The organism is Saccharothrix algeriensis (genome assembly GCF_016907655.1).
Classification (GTDB): domain Bacteria; phylum Actinomycetota; class Actinomycetes; order Mycobacteriales; family Pseudonocardiaceae; genus Actinosynnema; species Actinosynnema algeriense.
On the sequence record NZ_JAFBCL010000001.1, the window covers coordinates 5,865,340 to 5,887,164 of the forward strand.

Genomic DNA, 21,825 nt, shown 5'->3' on the forward strand with positions numbered 1-21,825 from the left:
CGGTCAGTAGGTGTAGAAGCCCCGGCCGGTCTTGCGGCCCAGCAGACCCGCCTCCACCATCCGCACCAGCAGCGGCGCGGGCCGGTACTTGCTGTCGCGGTAGCTCTCGTGCAGCACGGTGATGGAGTTGAGGATCGTGTCGAGCCCGATGAGGTCGCCGGTCTGCAGCGGGCCCATGGGGTGGCCGAAGCAGCCGCGGAACATCCGGTCGACCTGCTCGGCGGTGGCGACCCCGTCCTGCACGCAGAAGATCGCCTCGTTGATGGTGGGCATCAGCACCCGGTTGGTGACGAAGCCGGGCGCGTCCTGCACGACGATCCCGGTCTTGCCGAGGGTTCCCAGCAGCGCCAGCGCCGTGTCCAGGGTGTCCTGGGAGGTGGCGGCGCCCCGCACGACCTCGACGGTGTCGAGCATCGGCACCGGGTTCATGAAGTGCAGGCCCAGCACGTCCGGCGCGCGCCCGGTGGCCGAGGCGACCCGGGCGATCGGGACGGCCGAGGTGTTCACGCCGAACACGACCCCAGGGCGGCAGACCCCGTCGATCTCCTCGTAGACGGCGCGTTTGACCGCCCAGTCCTCGGTGACGTTCTCGACCACGAAGTCGGCGTCGGCCAGCGCGGCGGTCGTGGTCGCGGTGCGGATGCGGGCGAGCACCCGCGCCGGGTCCTCGCCCCCGCCGCGCCCGGCCGCGCCGGGCAGCATGAGCAGCACCAGCAGGTCGCGCGCGATCTGCTCGGTGGCGCTGTCGAGCTGCCGCGCGGAGACGTCGACGAGCACCACGTCGTAGCCCGCCTGGGCGAAGGACTGGGCCACGCCCCGCCCGATCGTCCCGGCGCCGATCACGCCTACCGTCCTGATGGTCACGCGGTGTCCTCTCCCGCAGGCCCGTCCGCCGCGGTGGTCGACCCGTCCAGGTGCTCGGCCAGCTCGGCGACCGTGGCGTACCGGAACATGTCTGCCATCGACACCCGCAGGGAGAGCGTCTTGTGGATGTTCTGGGCGATGCGCAGCGCGGCCAGCGAGTCGACGCCGAGGGCGAAGGAGCTGTCGCGCACGTTCAGCTCGGCCAGGCCCAGCTCGGCCGCCCAGATCCGGGCCAGCGCCCGCTCGGTCGGGCGGTAGCCGCCGTCGGTCCGTCCGAACAGGACCGGCCCGTCCGTGCCGTTCGTGCCGTCCGTGCCGTCCGTGCCGCGCGCGTCCCCGCCGCCGCGCGCGTCGGCCACGGCCCGGCTCAGCGGCTCGGACAGCACGACGGGGGAGCGGCGCAGCACCTCGGCCACGGCGGGGTCGCCGAGCCGGGCCCGGTTGACCTCGCCGACGATCACCCCGGGCCTGCGGGCGGCCAGCACCTCGTCGAGGGCGGCCAGGCCGTCGGCGGTCGACACCGACCGGAAGAACCCCTGGTCGGGCCGGACGCCGTGGTCGGCGGCCATGCCGGTCCCCAGCCAGTCGGTCCAGGCGATCGAGACCGCGTCGCGCCCGCGCGCGGTCAGCTCCTCGGCGTAGGCGTCCAGGAAGGCGTTGGCTGCGGCGTAGTCGCCCTGCCCGGCCGGGCCGAAGACGGCCGCGGTCGAGCCGAAGAACACGGTGGTGGGCCGGTCGTCGGCGGTGGCCTCGGCGATCGCGACCGCGCCGAGCACCTTCGGGTCCAGCGTGCGCCGGAAGGTCGCGGTGTCCTTGCGGAACAGGAAACCGTCGCCCGCGACGCCCGCCGCGTGCAGCACGCAGCCGATCGGGCCCAGCTCGGCCCGGACCCGGCGGACCGCGCCGGCGACCGCGTCCGCGTCGGTGACGTCGACGGCGTAGGTCCTCACCTCCGCGCCCATTCCGGTCAGCTCGCGCACCGCCGCCGCCCGCGCGGCCGAGCGCGGGTCGGTGTCGCCCGGCCGCGGGACCGCCCGGCCGAACAGGGCCAGCCGGACGCCGGTGGCGGCCAGGTGCCCGGCGCAGGCCAGGCCCAGCCCGCCGAGGCCGCCGGTGATCAGGTGCACCCGGTCGGCGGGGATCGGCTCCGGCCGGGGGTGCTCGCGCAGGTCGACGGCCGCCAACTCGCGGACGTACCGCTCGCGGTCGCGCAGCGCCACGGTGACCGGGGCGCGCTCGCCGACCAGTTCGGCCCGCACGGCGGCCGGGTCCGTGCCCTCCTCGACGTCCACGCAGCGCACCTCGGTGCCCTGGCTCTCCGCGCCGATCACCGCCGCGAGCCCGAACAGGGACGCGTGCACCGCGGCCGGGACGCCCTCGCGCCCGGTCACCGCGGACACCACGGGGGCGACGACGCCCAGGCGCCGGGGCGCCACGCCGCGCTCGGCCAGCGCGCGGGCGAGGTGGAACAGGCTGAGCACACCGGTGTCGAGCCGGGCGGCGACCCCGGCGCCCGCGTGCGGCGCGGCGACGTGGACCACGAGATCGGGACGTCCGCCCAGCGCGTCCAGCAGGTCGCCGAACCCGGCGACGGTGGGCGCGACGGTGCAGCCGCGGTCGCCGTCGCGGGCCGGGGCGTCGCCGAGCACCGCGAGGTCGACCGCGGACCCCGCTGCCCGGAACTCCTCGGCCAGGGCCGGGCCCGTGCCGCCGGGTTCGGCGACGACGAGGACGCGGGCCGGGGTGTCGGCGGGGCCGGGTCCCCCGGTGGCGCGGGTCCAGCGCAGCGCGTGGTGGTGGGCGCGCGGGCGCAGCCCGGCCACCGCGCGGTCGGGGTCGGCGACCCGCTTGGTGGTGAACCCGGTGATGGTCGCCGCCGGGGCGCCCGACTCGTCGTAGACGTGCACGTCGACGCTGCGGACCTCGCCGTCGAGGCGGGTGCCGGGGTGCGCGGTGATCAGGCTGAGCGCGCGGGCCGGCAACGGCCCGTGCAGCACCAGCCGGTCGTAGCCGACGGGCAGGAAGAACCCGCGCTCCGCGTCGGCGGCTTCGCGCTCGTCGGCGGACCCGGCGACGGCGAAGCCGGTGAACCCGGTCGCCAGGTCCAGCAGCGCCGGGTGCAGGCCGAAGGCGTCGCACTCGGCCCGGTGGCGCTCGGGCAGGGTCAGCTCGCCCAGCGCGCACCGGTTCCCGACGTGGACGGTGCGCAGGCTGCGCACCCACCGCTCGCCGAACGCCATCACCCGGTGGTCGGACTGCCGCGCGGACATGTCCAGGGTCTGCTCGGCGCAGCGGGCGCGCAGCGCGGCGGGGTCGACGCGGTCCGGGGCGGGTGCGGCGGCGGTGCCCGCGACGCCCTGCGCGTGCCTGGTCCAGCGGTCCGTCGCCGGGTCGTGGGAGTCCACCGTGAACACCGCGGTCCCGTCCTCGCCGTCGCGGACGGTGGTGTGCACCGTGCGGGGGACGCCGTCCCGGACGAGGAGCGGCACCAGGAAGGCGACGTCGCGGAGCTCGGTGACCGGCCGGCCCAGGTGGTGGGCCGCGGCGGCGCGGGCCATCTCCAGGTAGGTCGTGCCGGGCACGATCGCCTCGCCGAGCAGCCGGTGTTCGGCGAGCACCCAGTGCCGCCCGGTGTCGAAGTCGGTGCGGAACACGCTCTGCCCGGCCGACCGCAGCGCGACGGCGTCCAGCAGCGGGTGCGGGCCGCGCCCCGGCGCCGGGGCGGTGGGTTCGCCGTCGGGGATGTCGAGCCAGTGCCGGGTGCGCCGGAACGGGTAGCCGGGCAGCGGCACGCGCCTGCGCTCCCCGTCGGACAGGGCTTCCCACCGCGGTTGCGCGCCCGCGGCCCACAGCCGCGCCAGCGCGTGGCGCGTCGTCTCGACCGCGCCGCGGCGATCCCTGCGGTGCGGGAGCGAGGCGATCGTGGGCGTGGCCGACCCGGTGTCGGCGAGCACCCGCTTGGCCAGCGTCGTGAGCGTGTTGCCGGGGCCGATTTCGAGGTAGGTGGTGGTGGGCGTGGTGGTGTTGGCGACGGCGTCGTTGTACTCGACGGTCGCGGTGAGCTGGTTGCTCCAGTAGCGGGGGTCGGTCGCCTGTGCCGGGGTGAGGGTGGTGGCGGTGGTGGTGCTGGTGATGGGTGTGCTGGGTGGGCGCAGGGTGGTGGTGCGCAGCAGTGCGTGGAGCTGGTCGGCGGCCGGGGCCATGGAGGGGTGGTGGTAGGCGTGCGGAGTGGCGAGGGGTTGGGTGATGACGCCGTTGGCCTGGGCTTGCTGGGCGAAGTGGTGGATGTCGTCGGTGGTGCCGGAGATGACGCAGTCTCGTGGGCTGTTGTGGGCGGCGAGTGTGGTGTGTGGTGGGAGGTGGAGGGTGTGGCGGGTGGTGATGATGTTGAGCATGGCGCCGGGTGGTTGGTGGTGCATGAGGGTGGCGCGGTGGGTGATGAGGGTGAGGGCGTCGTGGAGGGTGAAGATGTCGGCGGTGGTGGCTGCGACCCATTCGCCGAGGCTGTGGCCGATCATGGTGGTGGGGGTGATGCCCCAGTGTTGCCAGAGTCGGGTGAGTGCGTATTCGGTGGTGAACAGGGCGGGTTGGGCGTAGAGGGTGGTGTGCAGGTGTTGGTTGGGCTTGTACATGACATCGCGGATGTCGTGTTGCAGGAGTGGCTTGAGCAGGTCCGCGCAGTGGTCGACGGTGTCGCGGTAGACCGGTTCGGTTCGGTACAGCTCCTCGCCCATGCCGACGTGCTGGGAACCCTGACCCGTGAACAGGAACACCACGTCGGGGGTAGCCGACGCGCCGGTCACCGAGGTCGCGGGGTCGCGCGTGCGGAGGCTGTCGGCGGCGGTCGCCGGCTCGGTGACCACGACGGCGCGGCGGTGGGGGAAGGCGCGCCTGCCCAGGGCCAGGGTGTGGGCGGCGTCGGCCGGGTCGGGGGAGTGCCGGTCCCAGTGGTCGGCCAGCCGGTCGGTGGCCGCGTCCAGCTCCTCCGCCGTGCGGGCGGAAACGGTCAGCACCACCGGGGCCGAGGAGTCCGAAGTGGAGCGTGGCCCGCCCGCCGGGGCCTCTTCGAGGATGACGTGGGCGTTGGTGCCGCCGAACCCGAACGCGCTCACCCCGGCGCGGCGCGGGCGGCCCGGGACGCGGGGCCACGGGGCCCGCTCGGCCTGGACGCGGAAGCCGCCGGCGGCGAAGTCGATCTCCGGGTTCGGGGTGTCGTGGTTCAGCGTCGCGGGCAGGGTCTCGTGCTTGAGCGCCAGGACCGTCTTGATCAGCCCCGCCATGCCCGCGGCGGCGTCCAGGTGCCCGACGTTGCCCTTGACCGAACCCAGGGCGCACCGGCCGCGCCCCCCGAACGCGCGGTTGAGCGCCTCGACCTCGATGGCGTCGCCGACGATGGTCCCGGTGCCGTGCGCCTCCACGTAGTCGATGTCCTCGGGGTCGACCTCGGCGGCGGCCATGGCCTCGGCGACGACGGCGGCCTGCCCGGAGACCGCGGGGGCGGTGAAGCTGGCCTTGCCCGCGCCGTCGTTGTTCACCGCCGAACCGAGGATCACCGCGTGCACGGTGTCGCCGTCGGCCAGCGCGTCCTCTAGCCGCTTGAGGACCACCACGCCCGCGCCGTTGCCGAACACGGTGCCCCGGGCCGCGGCGTCGAACGGCCGCACGTGCCCGTCGGGGGACAGGAACGAACCCTCCTGGTAGCGGTAGCCGACGCCGTCGGGGACCTTGTAGGCCACCGCGCCGCAGACCGCCAAGTCGCACTCGTAGTTGAGCAGGCTCTGGCCCGCCGCGTGCACCGCGACCAGCGCGGTCGAGCAGGCCGTCTGCACCGGCAGGCTGGGCCCGCGCAGGTCGAGCTTGTACGACACCCGGCTCGCCAGGAACGCCAACTCGAACCCCAGCCCGACGTTCTCGCCGCGGATCGCGGCGCCCCGGTCCAGGTTGGCCGTGATGTTGTCCAGGTAGGCGGTCGTGCTCGCCCCGCCGAACACCCCGACCGAGCCGTCGACGCGCCCCGGCTCGCCGTACCCGGCGTCCTCCAGCGCCGCCCACGCCAGCTCCAGGAAGATCCGGTGCTGCGGGTCCATGGCCGCCGCCTCGCGCGGCGAGCAGCCGAAGAACTCCGCGTCGAACTCGGCGATCCCGGCGAACTTCGGGGCCATCCGGACGTAGTCCGGGTCGGCGAGCCGGTCGGCGCCCACCCCGGCCGCGCGCAGCTCGTCGTCGCCGATCGGCTCGATGGACTCGACGCCGTCGCGCAGGTTGGCCCAGTACCGGTCCAGGTCGACCGCGCCGGGGAAGCGGCCGGCCAGGCCGATGACGGCGATCCCGGACGGCGCCGGGCCCTCGCCCGGGGTCTGCTCGGTCATGCCTGCCCCCGTGCGGTCCGCCGGCGCTGCTGGTGGGCGCGCCGCTTGCGCGCCGACTCGGCCCGGCGCCGGGCGTCGGCCGCCGCGTCCGGGGTGTCCTCGGCGGGTGGTGGCGCGGCGACCCGGGCCAGGTGCGCCGGGGTCAGCCCCTCGTACAGGTCGCCGAGGGTGACCCGGCCGCCCAGCGCCTCGTTCACCGCGCCGACGAGCTGGATCGCCACCAGCGAGTTGCCGCCCAGCTCGAAGAAGCCGTCCTGCGGGCCGACCCGCTCCACCCCCAGCAGCTCCTGCCAGATCGCGCACACCACCTGCTCGGCCCGCGCGGGTTCGGCGGCGCGCGGCCGGGCCGCCGCCGGCCGCTCCTGCGCGCGGGCGCGCGGCGCGGCGGCCTCGGCGAGCAGGTCCGCGAGCGGCACCGGGGTGACGATCACCTGCGGCTCGGTGGCCCTGGCGAGCACGGTGTCCAGCGCGCGCAGCCCCTCGGCCACCGACATGCCGCGCTCCGCCACGTCCCGGCGCCTGGCCTGCTCCACGCCCGAGGGCAGCGCGGTGGTCACCGCCATGCCGACTCCCTTCCACGACCCCCAGTCGACGGTGATCACCCGGCCGCGCCTGCCCCGGTCCTGGGCGAAGGCGTCCAGGAAGCAGTTCGCCGCGCAGTAGTCGGCCTGGCCCGCGTTGGCGACGTTGGCCCCGTTGGACCCGAACAGCACCAGGAAGTCCAGCTCCCGGTCGGCCAGCACCCGGTCGAGAACGAGCGTGCCGCGCACCTTGGGCCGCAGCACCGCCGCCGCGTCGGCGAGGTCCTTCAGCGCGATCACCCCGCCCCCGGCGACCCCGGCGACGTGGAACGCGCCGTGCGGCCCGCCCCACCGCCGCGCGGCGGCGTCGACGGCGGCGCGCATCGCCACCGGGTCGGCGGCGTCGGCGGTCGCGAACATGACCTCCGCGCCGCCTGCCCGCAGCCGGCCCAGCTCCCGGGCCGCCGGGTTGTCCGACCCGGCCCACTCCGGCTCGGGCGGCAGCGGGGTGCGGGCGGTGACCAGGACCTTGGCCCCGGCCCCGGCCAGGTGCGCGGTCAGCGCGAGCCCGAGCCCGCCGGTGCCGCCGGTGACCAGGTAGACCCCGCCGGGGCGGATCGGCGGCGGCCCGTCGTGCGGCGCCAGCGGGTGCGGGATGTGGTGCAGCGCCCAGCGGCGCGTGCCGCGCAGCGCGACTTCCCGCGTGCCGCTGTCGGGTTCGGCGCCCAGCTCGGTGAACACGCGGTCGGCTCGCGCGGGGTCGCCCGGTTCGACGTCGACCACGCGACAGGCCAGGCCCGGCACCTCCCGGGGCAGCACCCGGGCCGGGCCGAGCACGGTGGCGGTCAGCGGGCGCATCCGCTCGGCGCCGGTCACCGCGTGCGCGCCGCTGGTCAGCACCCACAGCCGCCGCGCGCCGCCGGCGGCGCGGCTCCACGCCTGGGCGAACAGCACGAGCCCGCCGAAGCCCCGCCGGAGGGCGGTCTCCTCGGCGTCCGGGCCGTCGCCGGGGTCGTCGGCGGACCACGCGTGCACGACGTGGGTGGGCGCCTCGCCCGCGCCGTCGCGCAGCGCGGTCAGCAGCCGGTCGTAGTCGCCCGCCAGCCCGGGGTCGACGGTGCACCGCCCGCCGGGGACGACCGGCCCCGTCCCGCCCGCCGCGACCGTGGTCACCGTCGCTCCGGCCGCGCGCAGCCGCCCGGCCAGCGCGTCGCCGAGGCCGCCGCCGTCGGTGAACACCAGCCAGTGCTTCGCGGTGTCCGGCCCGGGGTTCGCCGGCAGCGGGTCCTGCCGCCAGGACGGCACCGCGAACCACTCGGCCATGTCCTCGCGCCGCTTGCCCCGCGTGTCGCCGTCGGCGACCGGCGCGCGCCGGTCGAGCCAGAAGACCTTGCGCTGGAAGGCGTAGCCGGGAAGCGCGATCCGCCGCCCCGGGCCGGTGACCCGCTCCCAACCCGGTCGAGCGCCGGTCGTCCACAGCGCGCCCAGCGCCCGCCGCGTCGTCTCGGTCGCGCCGCGCGGGTCGTCGTGGCGGGGCAGGGAGGCGATGGTCGCGTTGCCCGCGCCGCCGAGGATTCGCTTGGTGAGGGTGGCGAGCGTGTTGCCGGGGCCGATTTCGAGGTAGGCGGTGGTGGGCGTGGTGGTGTTGGCGACGGCGTCGTTGTACTCGACGGTGGTCGTGAGCTGGGTGGCCCAGTAGTCGGGGTCGGTGGCTTGTGCCGGGGTGAGGGTGGTGGCGGTGGTGGTGCTGGTGATGGGTGTGCTGGGTGGGCGCAGGGTGGTGGTGCGCAACTGCGCGCGGAGCTGGTAGGCGGCGGAGGCCATCGTGGGGTGGTGGTAGGCGTGCGGCGTGGCGAGGGGCTGGGTGGTGATCCCTTGCCGGCGGGCGGTTCGCGCGTAGGCGTCGATGTCGTCGGTGGTGCCGGAGATGACGCAGTCTCGTGGGCTGTTGTGGGCGGCGAGTGTGGTGTGTGGTGGGAGGTGGAGGGTGTGGCGGGTGGTGATGATGTTGAGCATGGCGCCGGGTGGTTGGTGGTGCATGAGGGTGGCGCGGTGGGTGATGAGGGTGAGGGCGTCGTGGAGGGTGAAGATGTCGGCGGTGGTGGCTGCGACCCATTCGCCGAGGCTGTGGCCGATCATGGTGGTGGGGGTGATGCCCCAGTGTTGCCAGAGTCGGGTGAGTGCGTATTCGGTGGTGAACAGGGCGGGTTGGGCGTAGAGGGTGGTGTGCAGGTGCTCGTTGGGCTTGTACATGACGTCGCGGATGTCGTGTTCGAGCAGTGGTCGCAGTAGGTCTGCGCAGTGGTCGACGGTGTCGCGGTAGACCGGTTCGGTGCGGTACAGCTCTTCACCCATGCCGACGTGCTGGGAACCCTGACCGGTGAACAGGAACACCACTTCCGGTGAGTCCGTCGTGGTGTGCCGCGTGGTGGTCCGGGCGGAGGAGCGTTCGCGCAGGGCGGTCGCGGCGTCGGCCGGGTCGGCGGTGGTGATCGTCAGGGCTCGGCGGTGCGGGAACTCGCGGCGGCCGGTGGCCAGGGTGTGGGCGGTGTCGGCCAGGTCCGGCGAGTGCCGGTCCAGATGGTCGGCCAGCCGGTCGGTGGCCGCTTCCAGCGCTTCCGGCGTCCTCGCCGAGAGGACCAGGGTGTGGGTCTCCTGTCCACTTCGGACAGTGGTGCGCAGGGGGGCCTCTTCGAGGATGACGTGGGCGTTGGTGCCGCCGAACCCGAACGCGCTCACCCCGGCGCGGCGCGGGCGGCCCGGGACGCGGGGCCACGGGACCCGCTCGACCTGGACGCGGAACGGCCCGCCCGCGAGGTCGACGTCGGGGTTCGGGGTGCGGTGGTTCAGGGTGGCGGGCAGGGTCTCGTGGTGCAGGGCCAGCACCGTCTTGATCAGCCCCGCCATGCCCGCGGCGGCGTCCAGGTGCCCGATGTTGCCCTTGACCGACCCCAGGGCGCACGAGCCGCGCCCCCGGTAGGCCAGGTTCAGCGCCCGCACCTCGACCGGGTCACCGAGCGCGGTGCCGGTGCCGTGCGCCTCCACGTAGTCGATGTCCTCGGGGGACAGGCCGGCGTCGTCCAGCGCCGCGCCGATCACCGCGGCCTGCCCGGTGGCGCTCGGCGCGGTGAACCCGGCCTTGACCGCGCCGTCGTTGTTGACCGCCGAACCGCGCACCACCGCGTACACCGCGTCGCCGTCGGCCAGCGCGTCCTCCAGCCGCTTGAGCGCCACCACCCCGACGCCCGAGCCGAACACCGTGCCCCTGGCGTCGGCGTCGAACGGCCGCACGTGCCCGTCCGGGGACACGAACGAGCCCTCCGGGCTCCGGTAGCCGTCCTGCTGCCCCCGGTCCAGGTACACCCCGCCGCTGAGCGCCATCTCGCACTCGCCGTCGCGCAGGCTCCGGCACGCCAGGTGCAGCGCCACCAGCGCCGTCGAGCACGCCGTCCGCAGCGACAGGCTCGGCCCGGTGAGGCCGAGCTTGTAGGACACCCGCGTGGCCAGGAACCCCAGCTCGTTGCCGAGCAGCACCTGGGTGGGGCCGACGGTCTCCACCAGGCGCGGGTGCGAGTGGACGTGGTGGGCGTAGTGGTTGGTGCCGCTGCCGCCGAACACCCCGACACGGCCGGGGAACCGGGCCGGGTCGCACCCGGCGTGCTCCAGCGCGGACCACGCCGCCTCCAGGAACAGCCGCTGCTGCGGGTCGGTGATCTCGGCCTCGCGCGCGGTGTAGCCGAAGAACTCCGCGTCGAACAGCTCGATGCCGTCGAACTCCGGCGCCCACGCGACGAGGCCCGGCCCGGCGCCGGGCACCGGCCGGATCGACTCGACGCCCGCGCTCAGGTTCGCCCAGTACCGGTCCGCGTCGGGCGCGCCGGGGAACCGGCACGCCAGCCCGACGACCGCCACCGCCGCGCTCATCGGCCGTCCCCCAGCCCGGCCACCACGGCGGCCAGGGTCCGCACGGTGGGGCCTTCGTAGACGACGGTCAGCGGCACCGCCGCGCCCAGCTCGCCGCGCAGCCGGTGCACCACCTTCAGGCCCAGCAGCGAGCTGCCGCCCAGGTCGAAGAAGTTGTCGTGCGCGCCGACCTCCGCCACACCCAGCACGTCCTGCCAGATGTCGGCGATCCGCCGCTCCACCGGCCCGCTCGGCTCGACGTACGGGTTGTGCAGCGCGGGCCGGTCGTGCCGGGCGGGAGCGGGCGAGGCCGCGGCGGGCGCTGCCCACAGCCGCTCCCGCGCCGCCAGGTCACCGGTCGAGACGGCCAGCTGCGGCCGGGGCGCGATCGCCAGCAGCCGGTCGACCACCGCCCGGCCCTCGGCGGCGGTCAGCGCCAGCTCGCCGACCGCCGAGCCCGCCCCGTGCGCGGCCCGCTCCTCGTCGGTGAACAGCCACGCCTCCCAGTTGACGCTCATCCACGGCTGCCCGGGGCGGTGGTGGGCGTGGGCGAAGGCGTCGAGCGCCGCGTTGGCGGCGGCGTAGGCGGCGAACCCCAGCCCGCCGAGCAGGGCCGCCACCGACGAGCACAGCACGGCGACCTTCAGGTCCTGGTCGGCCAGCGCCTCGCGCAGCACGTGCGGGCCGCGGACCTTGGGGTCGAAGTGCCAGGCCACCTCGGCGGCCCCGGTCCGGTCCACCGCCCGGTGCGCGTCGCGGCCGGTCGTGCCCGCGCAGTGGAACAGCCCGTCGACGCGCCCGAACCGGTCGAGCACCTCGGCCTTGAGCCGGCGGACCGCGTCGGCGTCGGCGACGTCCACGGCCGGCACCAGCACCTCCGCGCCCAGCTCGCGCAGCTCCCGCACGGCCTCGGCGACCTCGGGCGGCCCGTCCGGGCGCAGCCCGGAACGACCGACGAGCACCAGCCGCACCCGCTCGCGCTCGGCCAGCGCGCGGGCGATGACCAGGCCGATCCGGCCCAGCCCGCCGGTGATCAGGTACACCCCGCCCGGCACGACCACGGGCTCGGTGGCGGCCGGGGGCTCCTCGGCGACGAACGCGGGCGCCCAGCGGCTGCGCCCGCGCAGGGCCACGGTCCGCTCGTCCCCGTCGTGGTCGAGCCCGTCGAGCAGGGCGCCGAGCACGTGCCCGGCCGCACCCCCGGCGGGCAGGTCGTGGTGCACGCAGGTCAACGACGGGTACTCCTGACCGAGGACCCGCGCCAGGCCGCGCACCGCCGCCCTCGGCGGCGACAGCGGCTCATCGCCCAGCACCGCGCAGGCGCCGGTCGTGACGACGTCCCAGCGCCGCGGCGCGGTCATCAGCTCCGGGTGCACGGCCTTGGCCCAGTGCAGCAGCGCCCCGAAGCCCCGGGCCACCTCCGCGTCCACGTCGTTCGGGTCGCCGGTCGACCAGCAGTGCACGACCCGGTCCGGCAGCGCGCCGGCGGCCCGCAGTTCGCCGGCGAGGGCGGCCGCGGCCCGCTCGTCGCCGGGGGCGAGCACGTGGTCGCCCGCGCCGGCGGGCACCACCGTCCCGACCTCGGCGCCGAGGCCGCGCAGCGCGGCGGCCACGTCGTGGCCGATCCCGGCGCCGTCGGCGAACACCAGCCAGCGCGACCCGGCCAGCCGCGCCCGGTCGGCGGGCGGCGCCGGGGCCAGCCGGGTCCACGACGGGCCGTGCAGCCAGCCGCCCGCCGTGCGGTGGTGGGCGGCCGGCCCGGCGGCCGGCGCGGCGCCCGGCTCCAACCAGAACCGCTTGCGCTCGAAGGGGTAGGTGGGCAGCGGGACGCGGCGCACCGGCCCCGAGTCGAACGGCGCCCGCTTGCCCGCCAGCCACAGCCTGCCCGCGGCGTGCAGCAGCGCCGCCCGGTCGGTGCGGCCCGGCGCGGCGCCCGCCAGCGACGGCACCACGACCCGGTCGGTCGCGGCGGCGGCCGGGTGCTGGAGCACCGCGGAGGTCAGCGTCGGGGCCGGGCCGATCTCGACGACCACGACGCCGGGCACCGACCACAGCGCGGCCACGCCGTCGGCGAAGCGCACCGGGCACCGCAGGTGGCGCGCCCAGTAGCCGGGGTCGGTGGCCTGCTCGTCGGTGATCCAGGTCCCGGTGACGTTGGAGATGAACCGCGTGGTCGGCGGTTTCGGCCCCACCTCGGCCACCAGCCGCTCGTAGGGCTCGACGACCGGGTCCATCATCGGCGAGTGGAAGGCGTGCCGGGAGGCGAGCACCCGGTGCTGGACCCCGTCGGCGGCCAGCCGCGCGACCACCCGTTCGACGCCCGCGACGGTCCCGGACAGCACGCACGTGCCGGGCCCGTTCACCGCGGCCAGCGACACCTCGTCGCCCAGGTGCTCCGCGACCGCGTCCTCGGCCAGCGCGACGGCCACCATCGCGCCCTCGCCGCCCGCCTCGATCAGCCTCGCCCGCGCCACCACCAGCCGCAGCGCGTCGGGCAGGGTGAACACCCCGGCCAGGCAGGCGGCCACGGTCTCGCCGAGGCTGTGGCCGATCATCACCTCCGGCCGCACGCCCCACGACCGCCACAGCGCGGCCAGCGCGTACGCCACGGCGAACGTCGCCGGGTAGCCGAGCAGCGGCCGGTCCAGCGGGTGGTCGCCGCGGGCGGGACCGCCCAGCGGTGTGCTCGGGGCAGCGGCGGGCGGGGTGAGCACCAGCGGCCGGATGTCCTGGTCGAGCAGCGGCGCCAGCAGGTCGGCGCACTCGTCGAACGCGGCCCGGAAGACGGGCTCGTCGGCGTGCGGGGATCGCGCCATGCCGGGGAACTGGGAGCCGAACCCGGTGAACACGAACGCGACCGGCCGGTCGTCGGCCTCGCCCGCGTGCCCGGTCAGCAGCCTGCCGTCGTCGCGGGCGGCCAGGGCGTCGATCGCCGCGCCCCGGTCGGCGGCGACCAGCACCCTGCGGTGGGGCAGCGCCCGGCGACCCACCCGCAGCGTGGCGGCGACGTCGGCGAGCGGCAGGTCCGGGTGGGCGCGCAGGTGCGCGTGCAGGTCGTCGGTCAGCGCGTCCAGGGCCGCGGGCGTCTTCGCCGAGAGGACCAGCAGCTCCTCCCGCCCCGCGTCCCGCCGGGGCCGCCGGGGCCGGGCCTGCTCCAGGACGACGTGGGCGTTGGTGCCGCCGAGGCCGAACGAGCTGACCCCCGCCCGCCGCGGCCCGGGAACGGGCCACGGCCGGGTCTCGGTGGCCATCGCGAACGGGCTGCCCGCCAGCGCGATGCGCGGGTTGGGCTCGGTGAAGTGCAGGCTCGCGGGCACGACCCCGTGCTCGACGGCGAGCACCGCCTTGATCAGCCCCGCGACGCCCGCGGCCGAGTCCAGGTGGCCGATGTTGGTCTTGACCGACCCCAGCAGGCAGCGGCCCGGCTCGACACCGGCGAACGCCGAGCTGAGCGCGGCGAACTCGATCGGGTCGCCCAGCGGGGTCGCCGTGCCGTGCAGCTCGACGTAGCCGATGGCGCCCGGGTCCACCTCGGCCGCGGCCAGCGCCGCGGCGATCACCGCGGCCTGGGTGGCGGCGGCGGGCGCGGTGAACCCGGCCCGGCGCGACCCGTCGTTGTTGACCGCGGTGCCCTTGATCACCGCGTGCACGTGGTCGCCGTCGGCCTCGGCGTCGCGCAGCCGCTTGAGCACCACCACGCCGACTCCGTCCCCGCCGACGGTGCCCCCGGCGCGCGCGTCGAAGGTGCGGGTGAGGCCGTCGGGGGACAGGATGCCGCCGGGCTGGTGCCGGTAGCCGCGCAGCCTGCCGCGGTCCACCGCCACGCCGCCCGCCAGCGCCATGTCGCACTGGAAGGCCAGCAGCGCCTGGCACGCCTCCACGACGGCGACCAACGACGTCGAGCACGCCGACTGGACGTTGATGCTGGGGCCCTCCAGCCCGAGCTTGTAGGACACGCGCCCGCTGAGGAAGTCCGACCGGTTGCCCACCACGGTCTGCTTGTCCGCCACCAGTTCGGCGGCCCCCGGCCGGGTGGCGAGGTTCTCCAGCAGGTAGGTGTTGTGCCCGGCGCCGGCGTACACGCCGACCAGGCCGGGGTAGGCGCCCGGGGCGTGCCCCGCGCTCTCCATCGCCGACCAGGCGCACTCCAGCAGCACGCGGTGCTGCGGGTCCATCAGCTCGGCCTCGCGCGGGGAGATCCCGAAGAACGCCGCGTCGAACCCGTCGGAGTCGGCCATCGGGTAGCCGACCGGCACGAACCCCGGCTCCGCCGACCGCGCGGGGTCGACGCCGCGCGCGGCCAGCTCCTCGTCGGTGAACGTGGTCATCGCGCACGTGCCCGCGAGCAGGTTCGCCCACAGCTGCGACACCGACCCGGCGCCGGGGAAGCGGCCCGCCATCCCGATGACCGCGACGTCCAGGCCGTCGTCCTCGCGCTCGTCGCCCGGCAGTTCGCCGGTGGGCTCATGCATCGTGGTCCCGCCTCGCTCGCCGTTGCCCGGCCCGCCGCCGCAGCAGGGCCGCCTGTTGCGGGGTGCGCGGTCGCCGCACCTCGGGCTCGTCCGCCGCGGGGGCGGCGGAGAGCAGCCGCGCCTGCGCGCGCACCGTGGTGTGCGCCAGCAGGTCCAGCAGCCCCACCTCGCGGCCGGTCGCCGACAGCAGCCGCTGCCGGAGGTCGACCAACATCAGCGAGTGCCCGCCGACGTCGAAGAAGTTGGCCTCCACCCCGACCTCGTCGACCCCCAGCACCCGCCGCCACGCCTCGGCGACCACGCGCTCCAGGCCGGTCGCGGGAACGGCCACCGGCGCGTCGGCCGACGGGGCGGGCAGCGCGGCGCGGTCGACCTTCCCGTGCGCGGACAGCGGCAGCCGGTCGAGCACCACCACCGCCCTGGGCACCATGTGCGGGGCGACGCGGTCGCGCAGGTGCGCCAGCAGCTCCTCGGGGCGCGCCGGGCCGGACGCCTCGGCGTAGGACACGACCGCGCGGTCGCCGGGCCGGTCCTCGCGCACCACGGTCACCGCGGCCCGCACCGCCGGGTGCTCGCGCAGCGCCGCGGTGATCTCACCGGGCTCGACCCGGAACCCGCGCACCTTGACCTGGTCGTCGCGCCGCCCGACGAAGGCCACCGCGCCGTCGGCCAGCCGCCGCACGTGGTCGCCGGTGCGGTAGTGGTCGCGGTCGGGGCCGAACGCCGCTTCGGTCAGGTCGGGCCGGCCGTGGTAGCCGCGGGCGACCGTCGCGCCGCGCACGACCAGCTCGCCCGTCACCCCGACCGGCACCGGCAGGCCGGCGGCGTCCACCACCTCGACCCGCACGCCCGGCAGCGGTGTGCCGATCGCGGCGACGTCCCACCGGGCGTCCGGGTAGTCGGCGACGGCCAGGGTCAGCACGCCGACCGTGGTCTCGGTGGGGCCGTAGTGGTTGTGCACCCGGCACGGCGCGGTCGCCTGCAGCGCGCGCATCCAGCGCCAGTCGGCGGCCTCCCCGCCGATCACCAGCAGCTCGCGCGGCAGCAGCTCGGCGAAGCACGGCGCGGCCTGCAACGCCTGCAGGTGCGACGGGGCGATCTTGAGGACGTCCACCCGGTGCTCGGTGTTCCACTCGGCCAGCCCGCGCGCGTCCAGCGCCCGCTCGCGCGAGATCAGGTGCACCTCGCCGCCGGTGCGCAGCGGCAGGAAGAACGCGGTCACGCTGGAGTCGACCGCCAGCGGCTGCACCATGGCGTAGCGCAGCGGCCGGTCGATGCCGAACCGGGCGATGGCCCCGTCCACGTACGCCATCAGGTTGCGGTGCTCGACCACCACGCCCTTGGGCTTGCCGGTGGAGCCGGAGGTGTAGAGGACGTAGGCGGCGTGCGAGGGCAGCGGTCGCCCGGCGGGCGGCCGGTCGGCGGGCTGCGCGGCCAGCTCGGCCCGGACGGCGCCCAGGTCGAGCACCGCGGTGCCGGGCAGGTCCACCGGCCGCTCGGCGACGACGACCACCGCGCCGGAGTCGGCCACCACGGCGGCGCGGCGGTGCGGCGGGTCCCGCGGGTCGAGCGGGACGTACGCGCCGCCCGCCTTGAGCACGGCCAGCACCGCGACGGCCAGGCCGAGGCCGCGGTCCAGGCACAGGCCCACGGCGACCTCGGGGCCGACCCCCGCCGCGCGCAGCAGGTGGGCCAACCGGTTGGCGGCGCGGTCCAGCTCGGCGTAGGTGAGCGCCCCGTCCTCCGCGCGCACCGCGACCGCGTCCGGGGTGCGCCGGGCCACGTCCTGGAAGTGCACGGGGAACGGCTCGGCCGCGGGGAGGTCCTCGCCGTCGGCGGCGGCGAACACCGCTTCCTCGTGCGCGGTCGGCAGGGGCAGCTCGGCGACCGGGCGGTCCGGGTCCTCCGCCGCGCCGGCGAGCAGGCGGCGCAGGTGGCCCGCGACGCGCTCCGCCGTGTCCGCGCCCGCCACGTCGGCGGCCAGGACCACCACGCCCACCGCGTCGCCGGCGGCGGGGTCGCCGTCCAGGCGCAGCGCCAGGTCGGTCGCGGCGCCGGTGATCGCGGTCGGCAACGGCGTGACGCCGACGCCCGGCCAGGCGAGCGTCGCCTGCGTGCGCCAGGTGAGCGCCGGGAGGTCGGCCGGCTCGGCGGTGCGGTGCCGCACCGCCTCCCCGACGCGGCGGACCGCCTCGGTGAACGTCGTGCCCCGGTCGAAGGAGGCGGTGACCGCGGCAGCGGCTTCGGGTGAGTCGCCCGCCGGCGCCGGTGCGACGAACGAGACGGCTTCGCCGCCGTCGTACCGGTGGAGCAGCACGGCGAACAGCGCGAGCGCCACCGCGCGGTGGTCCGCCGACGCCCGTCGCGCGATGGCGCTCAACTGATCGGCGGGCAGGGTGATCGGCGCGGTGACCGCCGTGCGGTCGCGGTCCCCGGTGCGGGGCCGGTCCAGCGGCAGCGCGGGCTTGACGGTCGCGGCGCGCTCGTGCGGGGCGTGCCGGTCGGGCGAACCCCCGTACTGCAAGGCCACCGAGCGCACGATGGCGTCGGCCCTGTCCACAGTGGTCACGGCGAACGCGAACACCAGCACGTGCTCGTGCGGGTTCGCGCTCAGCAGGAGGACCCGCAGCGGCGCGCCGAGGCCGGGGTCGAAGTCGTTGCGGGCCAAGCGGTCGGCGACCGGGTCGAGGTCGACGGCGGTGTCGTGGCCGAACAGCTCGGCGTCGGCGCGTGCGGGCACGCCGTGCGCGAGGGCGGCGGCGAGCACCGCCGAGCGCAACCGGTCGACGTCGATCCCGCCCGTCAGGCGGAAGGCGATCACGGGGCGGCCTTCGCGCACGGGCGCACGTGGTCCGCCGGGCGGCGGTCGAGCGAGGCGCGACCGCGCCCCGTTCGCCGGTGCGGCGGCACTCCCGGCGACCCGGCCGCCCGGGACAGGCCCGCCGCCGCGTGTTCGCGCGCCGCGTACCCGACCTCCGCGTACCCGACCTCCGCGGTCCGCGCCCACAGGGACTGGACGTTCATCGACGTGGTCCCCCAGGAGCTCGGAAAGCCTTCACCAGAGCGTCTTCGTCGGACATGGTGCTCCCTGTCGGCAGGCGCGTCATGGCGAATCCGGTGGCCCCGGCGCCCTTTCCAGCACGGCGCCCGTCCACGAGGTGTAGGAACCCCACATCGCCAGGGGGCGGGCGGGCCGGTCCCCCGGGGGGTCGGCGAGCATCCGCTGGAGGGCGATGAAGATGTCCGCCGCGAAGCAGTGGCCCAGTTCCGGGGCGAACTCCGCGCGCAGCCTCGCCCGGGGCAGGGCGCATGTCCGGTGCTGCAACTCCATCACGGACGGGGCCAGGTTGTTGGTCAGGAAGTCCGTGATGTCGTCGGCCCCCGCGCCCGCGGCGGCCCGCGCGGCGCGCGCCGTGGCGCCGATGGCGCGCAGTTGCGCGCGCAGGCGGTAACCCTTGCGCTCCGGGGGTTCGGGCAGCGACAGGGCCAGCCGGTTGGTCTGGGCGCAGCCGAGCAGCCGGTAGCCGTCCCCGGCGGGGTGCCGGCTGACCAGGCAGCTGGCGGCGGCGTCGCTCGACACGGCCCGGCCGTTGCGGTGCACCCGCTCCCGGTCCGACTCCACGAGGTCCGCGGTCACCACCAGGACGCTGCCGCCGGGGAACAGGTTCAGCAGCGCGGAGGCGACGGTGACGGCGCTGCCCCCGCCCGCGCAGGCGTTGAGGCTGACACCGAACAGCGGCAGGTCGACCAGGCGCGGGTCCGCCATGAGCACTCCCTCGAACCCCTGGGAGATGTGCCAGTCGAACCGCCCGCCGGCGATGACGACCGCCTGCGGCCCGCTGCCGTCCGGCGCCGCCCGCAAGGTCTCCTCGATGGCCGCGGCAGCCAGTGACCAGACCGGTCCGGTGGCCTTGTGGACGGTGCGCAGGCCCTCGGCGAGCAGCCGGTCCCGCTCCCCGTCCGCCAACCACGGCGCCTCCGCGACGGCGACCGGCTCGCCCAGGGCGTGGCCGAAGGACGTGAGGTGGACCGGTGGGTCGGACCGGTTGTGCAGGGTGACGGTCATCGGGGCGGATCACCTCTCCACCGGGGTGCGCGTGCTGCCGAGGTGGACGGCGCCCGCCGCGCCGTCCACGGTGACGATCTGGCCGTCCTTGAGCAGCTCGGTGCCCTGGCCGGTGCTGACGACGGCGGGTATCCCGTGCTCGCGGGCGATGATGGCCGGGTGCGAGAGCAACCCGCCCTTGTCGGTCACCAGGGCCCCGATCACCGGGAAGAGGACCGACCAGACCGGTGAGGTGACCGAGCAGACGAGCACGTCACCGGGCAGCAACCGGCCGAAGTCCTTCTCGTCCAGGACGATCCTGGCCGGTCCGGTGTAGGTGCCGCGGGAGGCGGCCACACCGGTGAGCGTGTCGCCGTCGCCGTCGCCGCCGCCCGTCGGGTCGCCGAACTGCCTGCTGTTGGCCCACAGGAACGCGTTGGTGACCGTCCGGGTGTGCCACGGGGCCGCGTCCACCCGCGGCGGCGGCTCCCCGCCCAGGACCGGCGGGCCGGGGTGGGCCAGCACCCAGGCGCGCTCCCCCTTGGCGCGCAACACCTCCGCCTGCCGCTTCTCCCGCCCGGTCAACGCCGCGCAGGCCAGGGCCGGTTCGAGGAAGAACACGTCGTCGCGCTCGTCGATCAGCCCCTGCGCGGCCAGCCGCAGGCCCAGTTCGAGCGCCGCCCGCCGCGCGACGCCCAGCGGTGCGTGGATGGTGGGGAGCACGTTGTCCTCGCGCAGCGGGTACGCGCGGGCGGCCCGCTCGAAGTCCTTGTCGAACCGGGCCCGGTCCTTCGGGTCGCGCAGCAGGGAACGCGCCTCCTCCAGCGTCCGCTCGCGCAGCGCGGTCAGCTCCTCGGCGGTGGACACCGGTTCGTAGACCATCTCCACCTGCCGGGCGACCAGGGCGTCCAGCAGGTGCGGCAGCTCCTCCAGGTTGGGCTTGGCCACCTCGTGGCTCAGGCTCCGGCAGCCGTACCCGCGCAGGAACTCCGCGAACGCCGTCGCGTAGGCGGCGTCGTCCGGCGCCGCGGCGAGGGCGGCGAGTTCCCGCACCGGCTCGGTCGACATCGGCGACAGGCCCGACAGCAGCTCGAAGACCTTGCTGTCCGGCCAGCCGAGCAGTTGCTCGCAGGTGCCGGACAGCTCGGCCAGCGAGACCGCGATCGCGCCGTGCAGGTTGAGGTGCCGCCTGATGCCCTCGGCGGTGAGCGCCACCGTGGCGGCGACGTGGGCGGCCAGTTCGGCGTCGGTGAGCCCGGTCAGCTCGACCTCGCGCAGCGCGGCGATCCGCCGCTGCAGGTCGGCGCGCCACTCGCCGTGCCAGCGGTCCAGCAGCCTGCCCGCCAGGTCGGAGCCGACCGCTCGGGCGCTGCTGCGGACCCGGCGGCGCAGCCTCGGCAGCACGCGGAAGGCGATCCGCATCGCCCAGGTGGGCAGGGCCAGGGTCCGCCTGCCGCCGGGCGGCAGCAGGCGCAGGTACTCCCACCCGCCGAACTCGCGGATGTCGATGCCCTCGAAGAACGTGCCGAAGTCGTCGCACACCTGGCGCAGCACCGGCACCCGGCACGTCCACAGCGCGCGGCTGTACGGGGTCCACGGGAACGGGCCCAGGTGGCTGTCCTCCCGGAACCAGGCGCCGGGCGGCGGGTCGGCGGGGGGCGGGGGCACGGGCTCGACCGCGGGCGCGGCCGGGCCGGTGATCCGGCGGGCCTGCAGCAGCGCCACCCCGTCCGCGGACAGCGCCCACTCGATGTCCTGGGGCGCCCCGCTCCACCGGGCGACCCGCCGGGCCAGCTCGGCGACCTGGGCGGCCTGCCCGTCGGTGAGCACCTGCTTGTCGACCGTGCGGCCGGGGGCGCCGTCGGGGCGCGCGCGCCACTCCTCCGGCGAGACCGTCCCGCTGACCAGGCTGTCGGCCAACCCGCGGACCGCCTCGATCACGACGGCGTCCCGTTCCCCGGTCACCGGGTCGGTGGTGAACGCGACGCCCGCGGCGAGCGCCGGGACCATCGGCTGCACCAGCACCGCCATCGGGCTGGCGGCGTCCCCGGCGCCCGCCGAGGCCCAGCACCGCTCGACGGCCTCCAGCACGGACTCCACGTCGGTGACGTTGAGGACGGTGGTGTAGGCCCCGGCCCGGGACTCGGTGTCCAGGTCCTCGTCGACGCTGGAACTCCGCACGGCCAGCGACGCGGCGCCCAGGGCCGCGACGGCCCGGCGCACCGCGTCCGCGACGGCGGAGGTCGGGGTCGGGAGCCCGGTTCCCGCCCGGGACGCGCGGAACGCTTCGGTGGTGATCACGACGCCGTCCGGCACCGGGAACCCCGCCCGCACCAGTTCGGCCAACCGCGCGGCCTTCCGCCCGGCATCGCGCTGTTCGGTCGCGTCGCGCAGCGCACTGACGTATTCGGTCATCCAGCCTCCGCCACCCAGGTGCGCCTGCTCGTGCCCGGCTGCCGACAAGGGCTCTCGATTCCGGGCCCCGGAAGGCGATGGGGGACGATCCTCACCGAGGCCCTGCTTAATGTCAACAGTCGTAGACGCAGCGATCGGTTCGGTTGTCCGAACGGTGTGGACAGTCCTTGGCAACAAATGGACATAGCCGGCCACGTCGTCCTGTTGTACGGTGATCGTCAACCACTGTAGATCCA

General features: G+C 76.1%; 8 protein-coding genes. All 8 read right to left on the minus strand.

Annotated elements, in window-relative coordinates:
* Positions 1-3: 3 nt before the first annotated feature.
* On the minus strand, positions 4-864 hold the full coding sequence (locus JOE68_RS26710; protein WP_307819915.1) for a 3-hydroxyacyl-CoA dehydrogenase family protein: 861 nt from the start codon (positions 862-864) through the stop codon (positions 4-6).
* On the minus strand, positions 861-6,233 hold the full coding sequence (locus tag JOE68_RS26715) for a type I polyketide synthase (RefSeq protein ID WP_204845106.1): 5,373 nt from the start codon (positions 6,231-6,233) through the stop codon (positions 861-863). The genes JOE68_RS26710 and JOE68_RS26715 overlap by 4 nt, the downstream gene beginning before the upstream one ends.
* Positions 6,230-10,678, minus strand: a complete 4,449-nt coding sequence (locus tag JOE68_RS26720; RefSeq protein ID WP_204845107.1) for an SDR family NAD(P)-dependent oxidoreductase — start codon at positions 10,676-10,678, stop codon at positions 6,230-6,232. The genes JOE68_RS26715 and JOE68_RS26720 overlap by 4 nt, the downstream gene beginning before the upstream one ends.
* Entirely contained in the window at positions 10,675-15,129 is a 4,455-nt protein-coding gene (locus JOE68_RS26725; protein ID WP_204845110.1) for a type I polyketide synthase, read from the minus strand. The genes JOE68_RS26720 and JOE68_RS26725 overlap by 4 nt, the downstream gene beginning before the upstream one ends.
* Positions 15,122-17,950: a non-ribosomal peptide synthetase gene (locus tag JOE68_RS26730; protein WP_204845112.1), complete on the minus strand. Its 2,829-nt coding sequence runs from the start codon at positions 17,948-17,950 to the stop codon at positions 15,122-15,124. Before JOE68_RS26730 ends, JOE68_RS26725 begins: the two co-directional genes overlap by 8 nt.
* Positions 17,947-18,153: a hypothetical protein gene (locus JOE68_RS26735; RefSeq protein WP_204845113.1), complete on the minus strand. Its 207-nt coding sequence runs from the start codon at positions 18,151-18,153 to the stop codon at positions 17,947-17,949. The genes JOE68_RS26730 and JOE68_RS26735 overlap by 4 nt, the downstream gene beginning before the upstream one ends.
* A gap of 79 nt (positions 18,154-18,232) precedes the next feature.
* Positions 18,233-19,195 carry a beta-ketoacyl-[acyl-carrier-protein] synthase family protein gene (locus JOE68_RS26740; protein ID WP_204845115.1) on the minus strand — a complete coding sequence of 321 codons (963 nt, stop codon included), beginning with the start codon at positions 19,193-19,195 and terminating at the stop codon, positions 18,233-18,235.
* A 9-nt stretch (positions 19,196-19,204) separates the two neighbouring features.
* The gene (locus tag JOE68_RS26745; RefSeq protein WP_204845117.1) at positions 19,205-21,589 is read right to left on the minus strand and encodes a PEP/pyruvate-binding domain-containing protein; all 2,385 of its coding nucleotides are present in this window, start codon (positions 21,587-21,589) and stop codon (positions 19,205-19,207) included.
* Between the last annotated feature and the right edge of the window lie 236 nt (positions 21,590-21,825).

Coding starts and splice junctions, on each gene's coding strand:
- JOE68_RS26715 (WP_204845106.1), bottom strand. CDS start 6,233: ATGACCGAGCAGACCCCGGGCGAGGGCCCGGCGCCGTCCGGGATCGCC.
- JOE68_RS26720 (WP_204845107.1), bottom strand. CDS start 10,678: ATGAGCGCGGCGGTGGCGGTCGTCGGGCTGGCGTGCCGGTTCCCCGGC.
- JOE68_RS26725 (WP_204845110.1), bottom strand. CDS start 15,129: ATGCATGAGCCCACCGGCGAACTGCCGGGCGACGAGCGCGAGGACGAC.
- JOE68_RS26735 (WP_204845113.1), bottom strand. CDS start 18,153: ATGAACGTCCAGTCCCTGTGGGCGCGGACCGCGGAGGTCGGGTACGCG.
- JOE68_RS26740 (WP_204845115.1), bottom strand. CDS start 19,195: ATGACCGTCACCCTGCACAACCGGTCCGACCCACCGGTCCACCTCACG.
- JOE68_RS26745 (WP_204845117.1), bottom strand. CDS start 21,589: ATGACCGAATACGTCAGTGCGCTGCGCGACGCGACCGAACAGCGCGAT.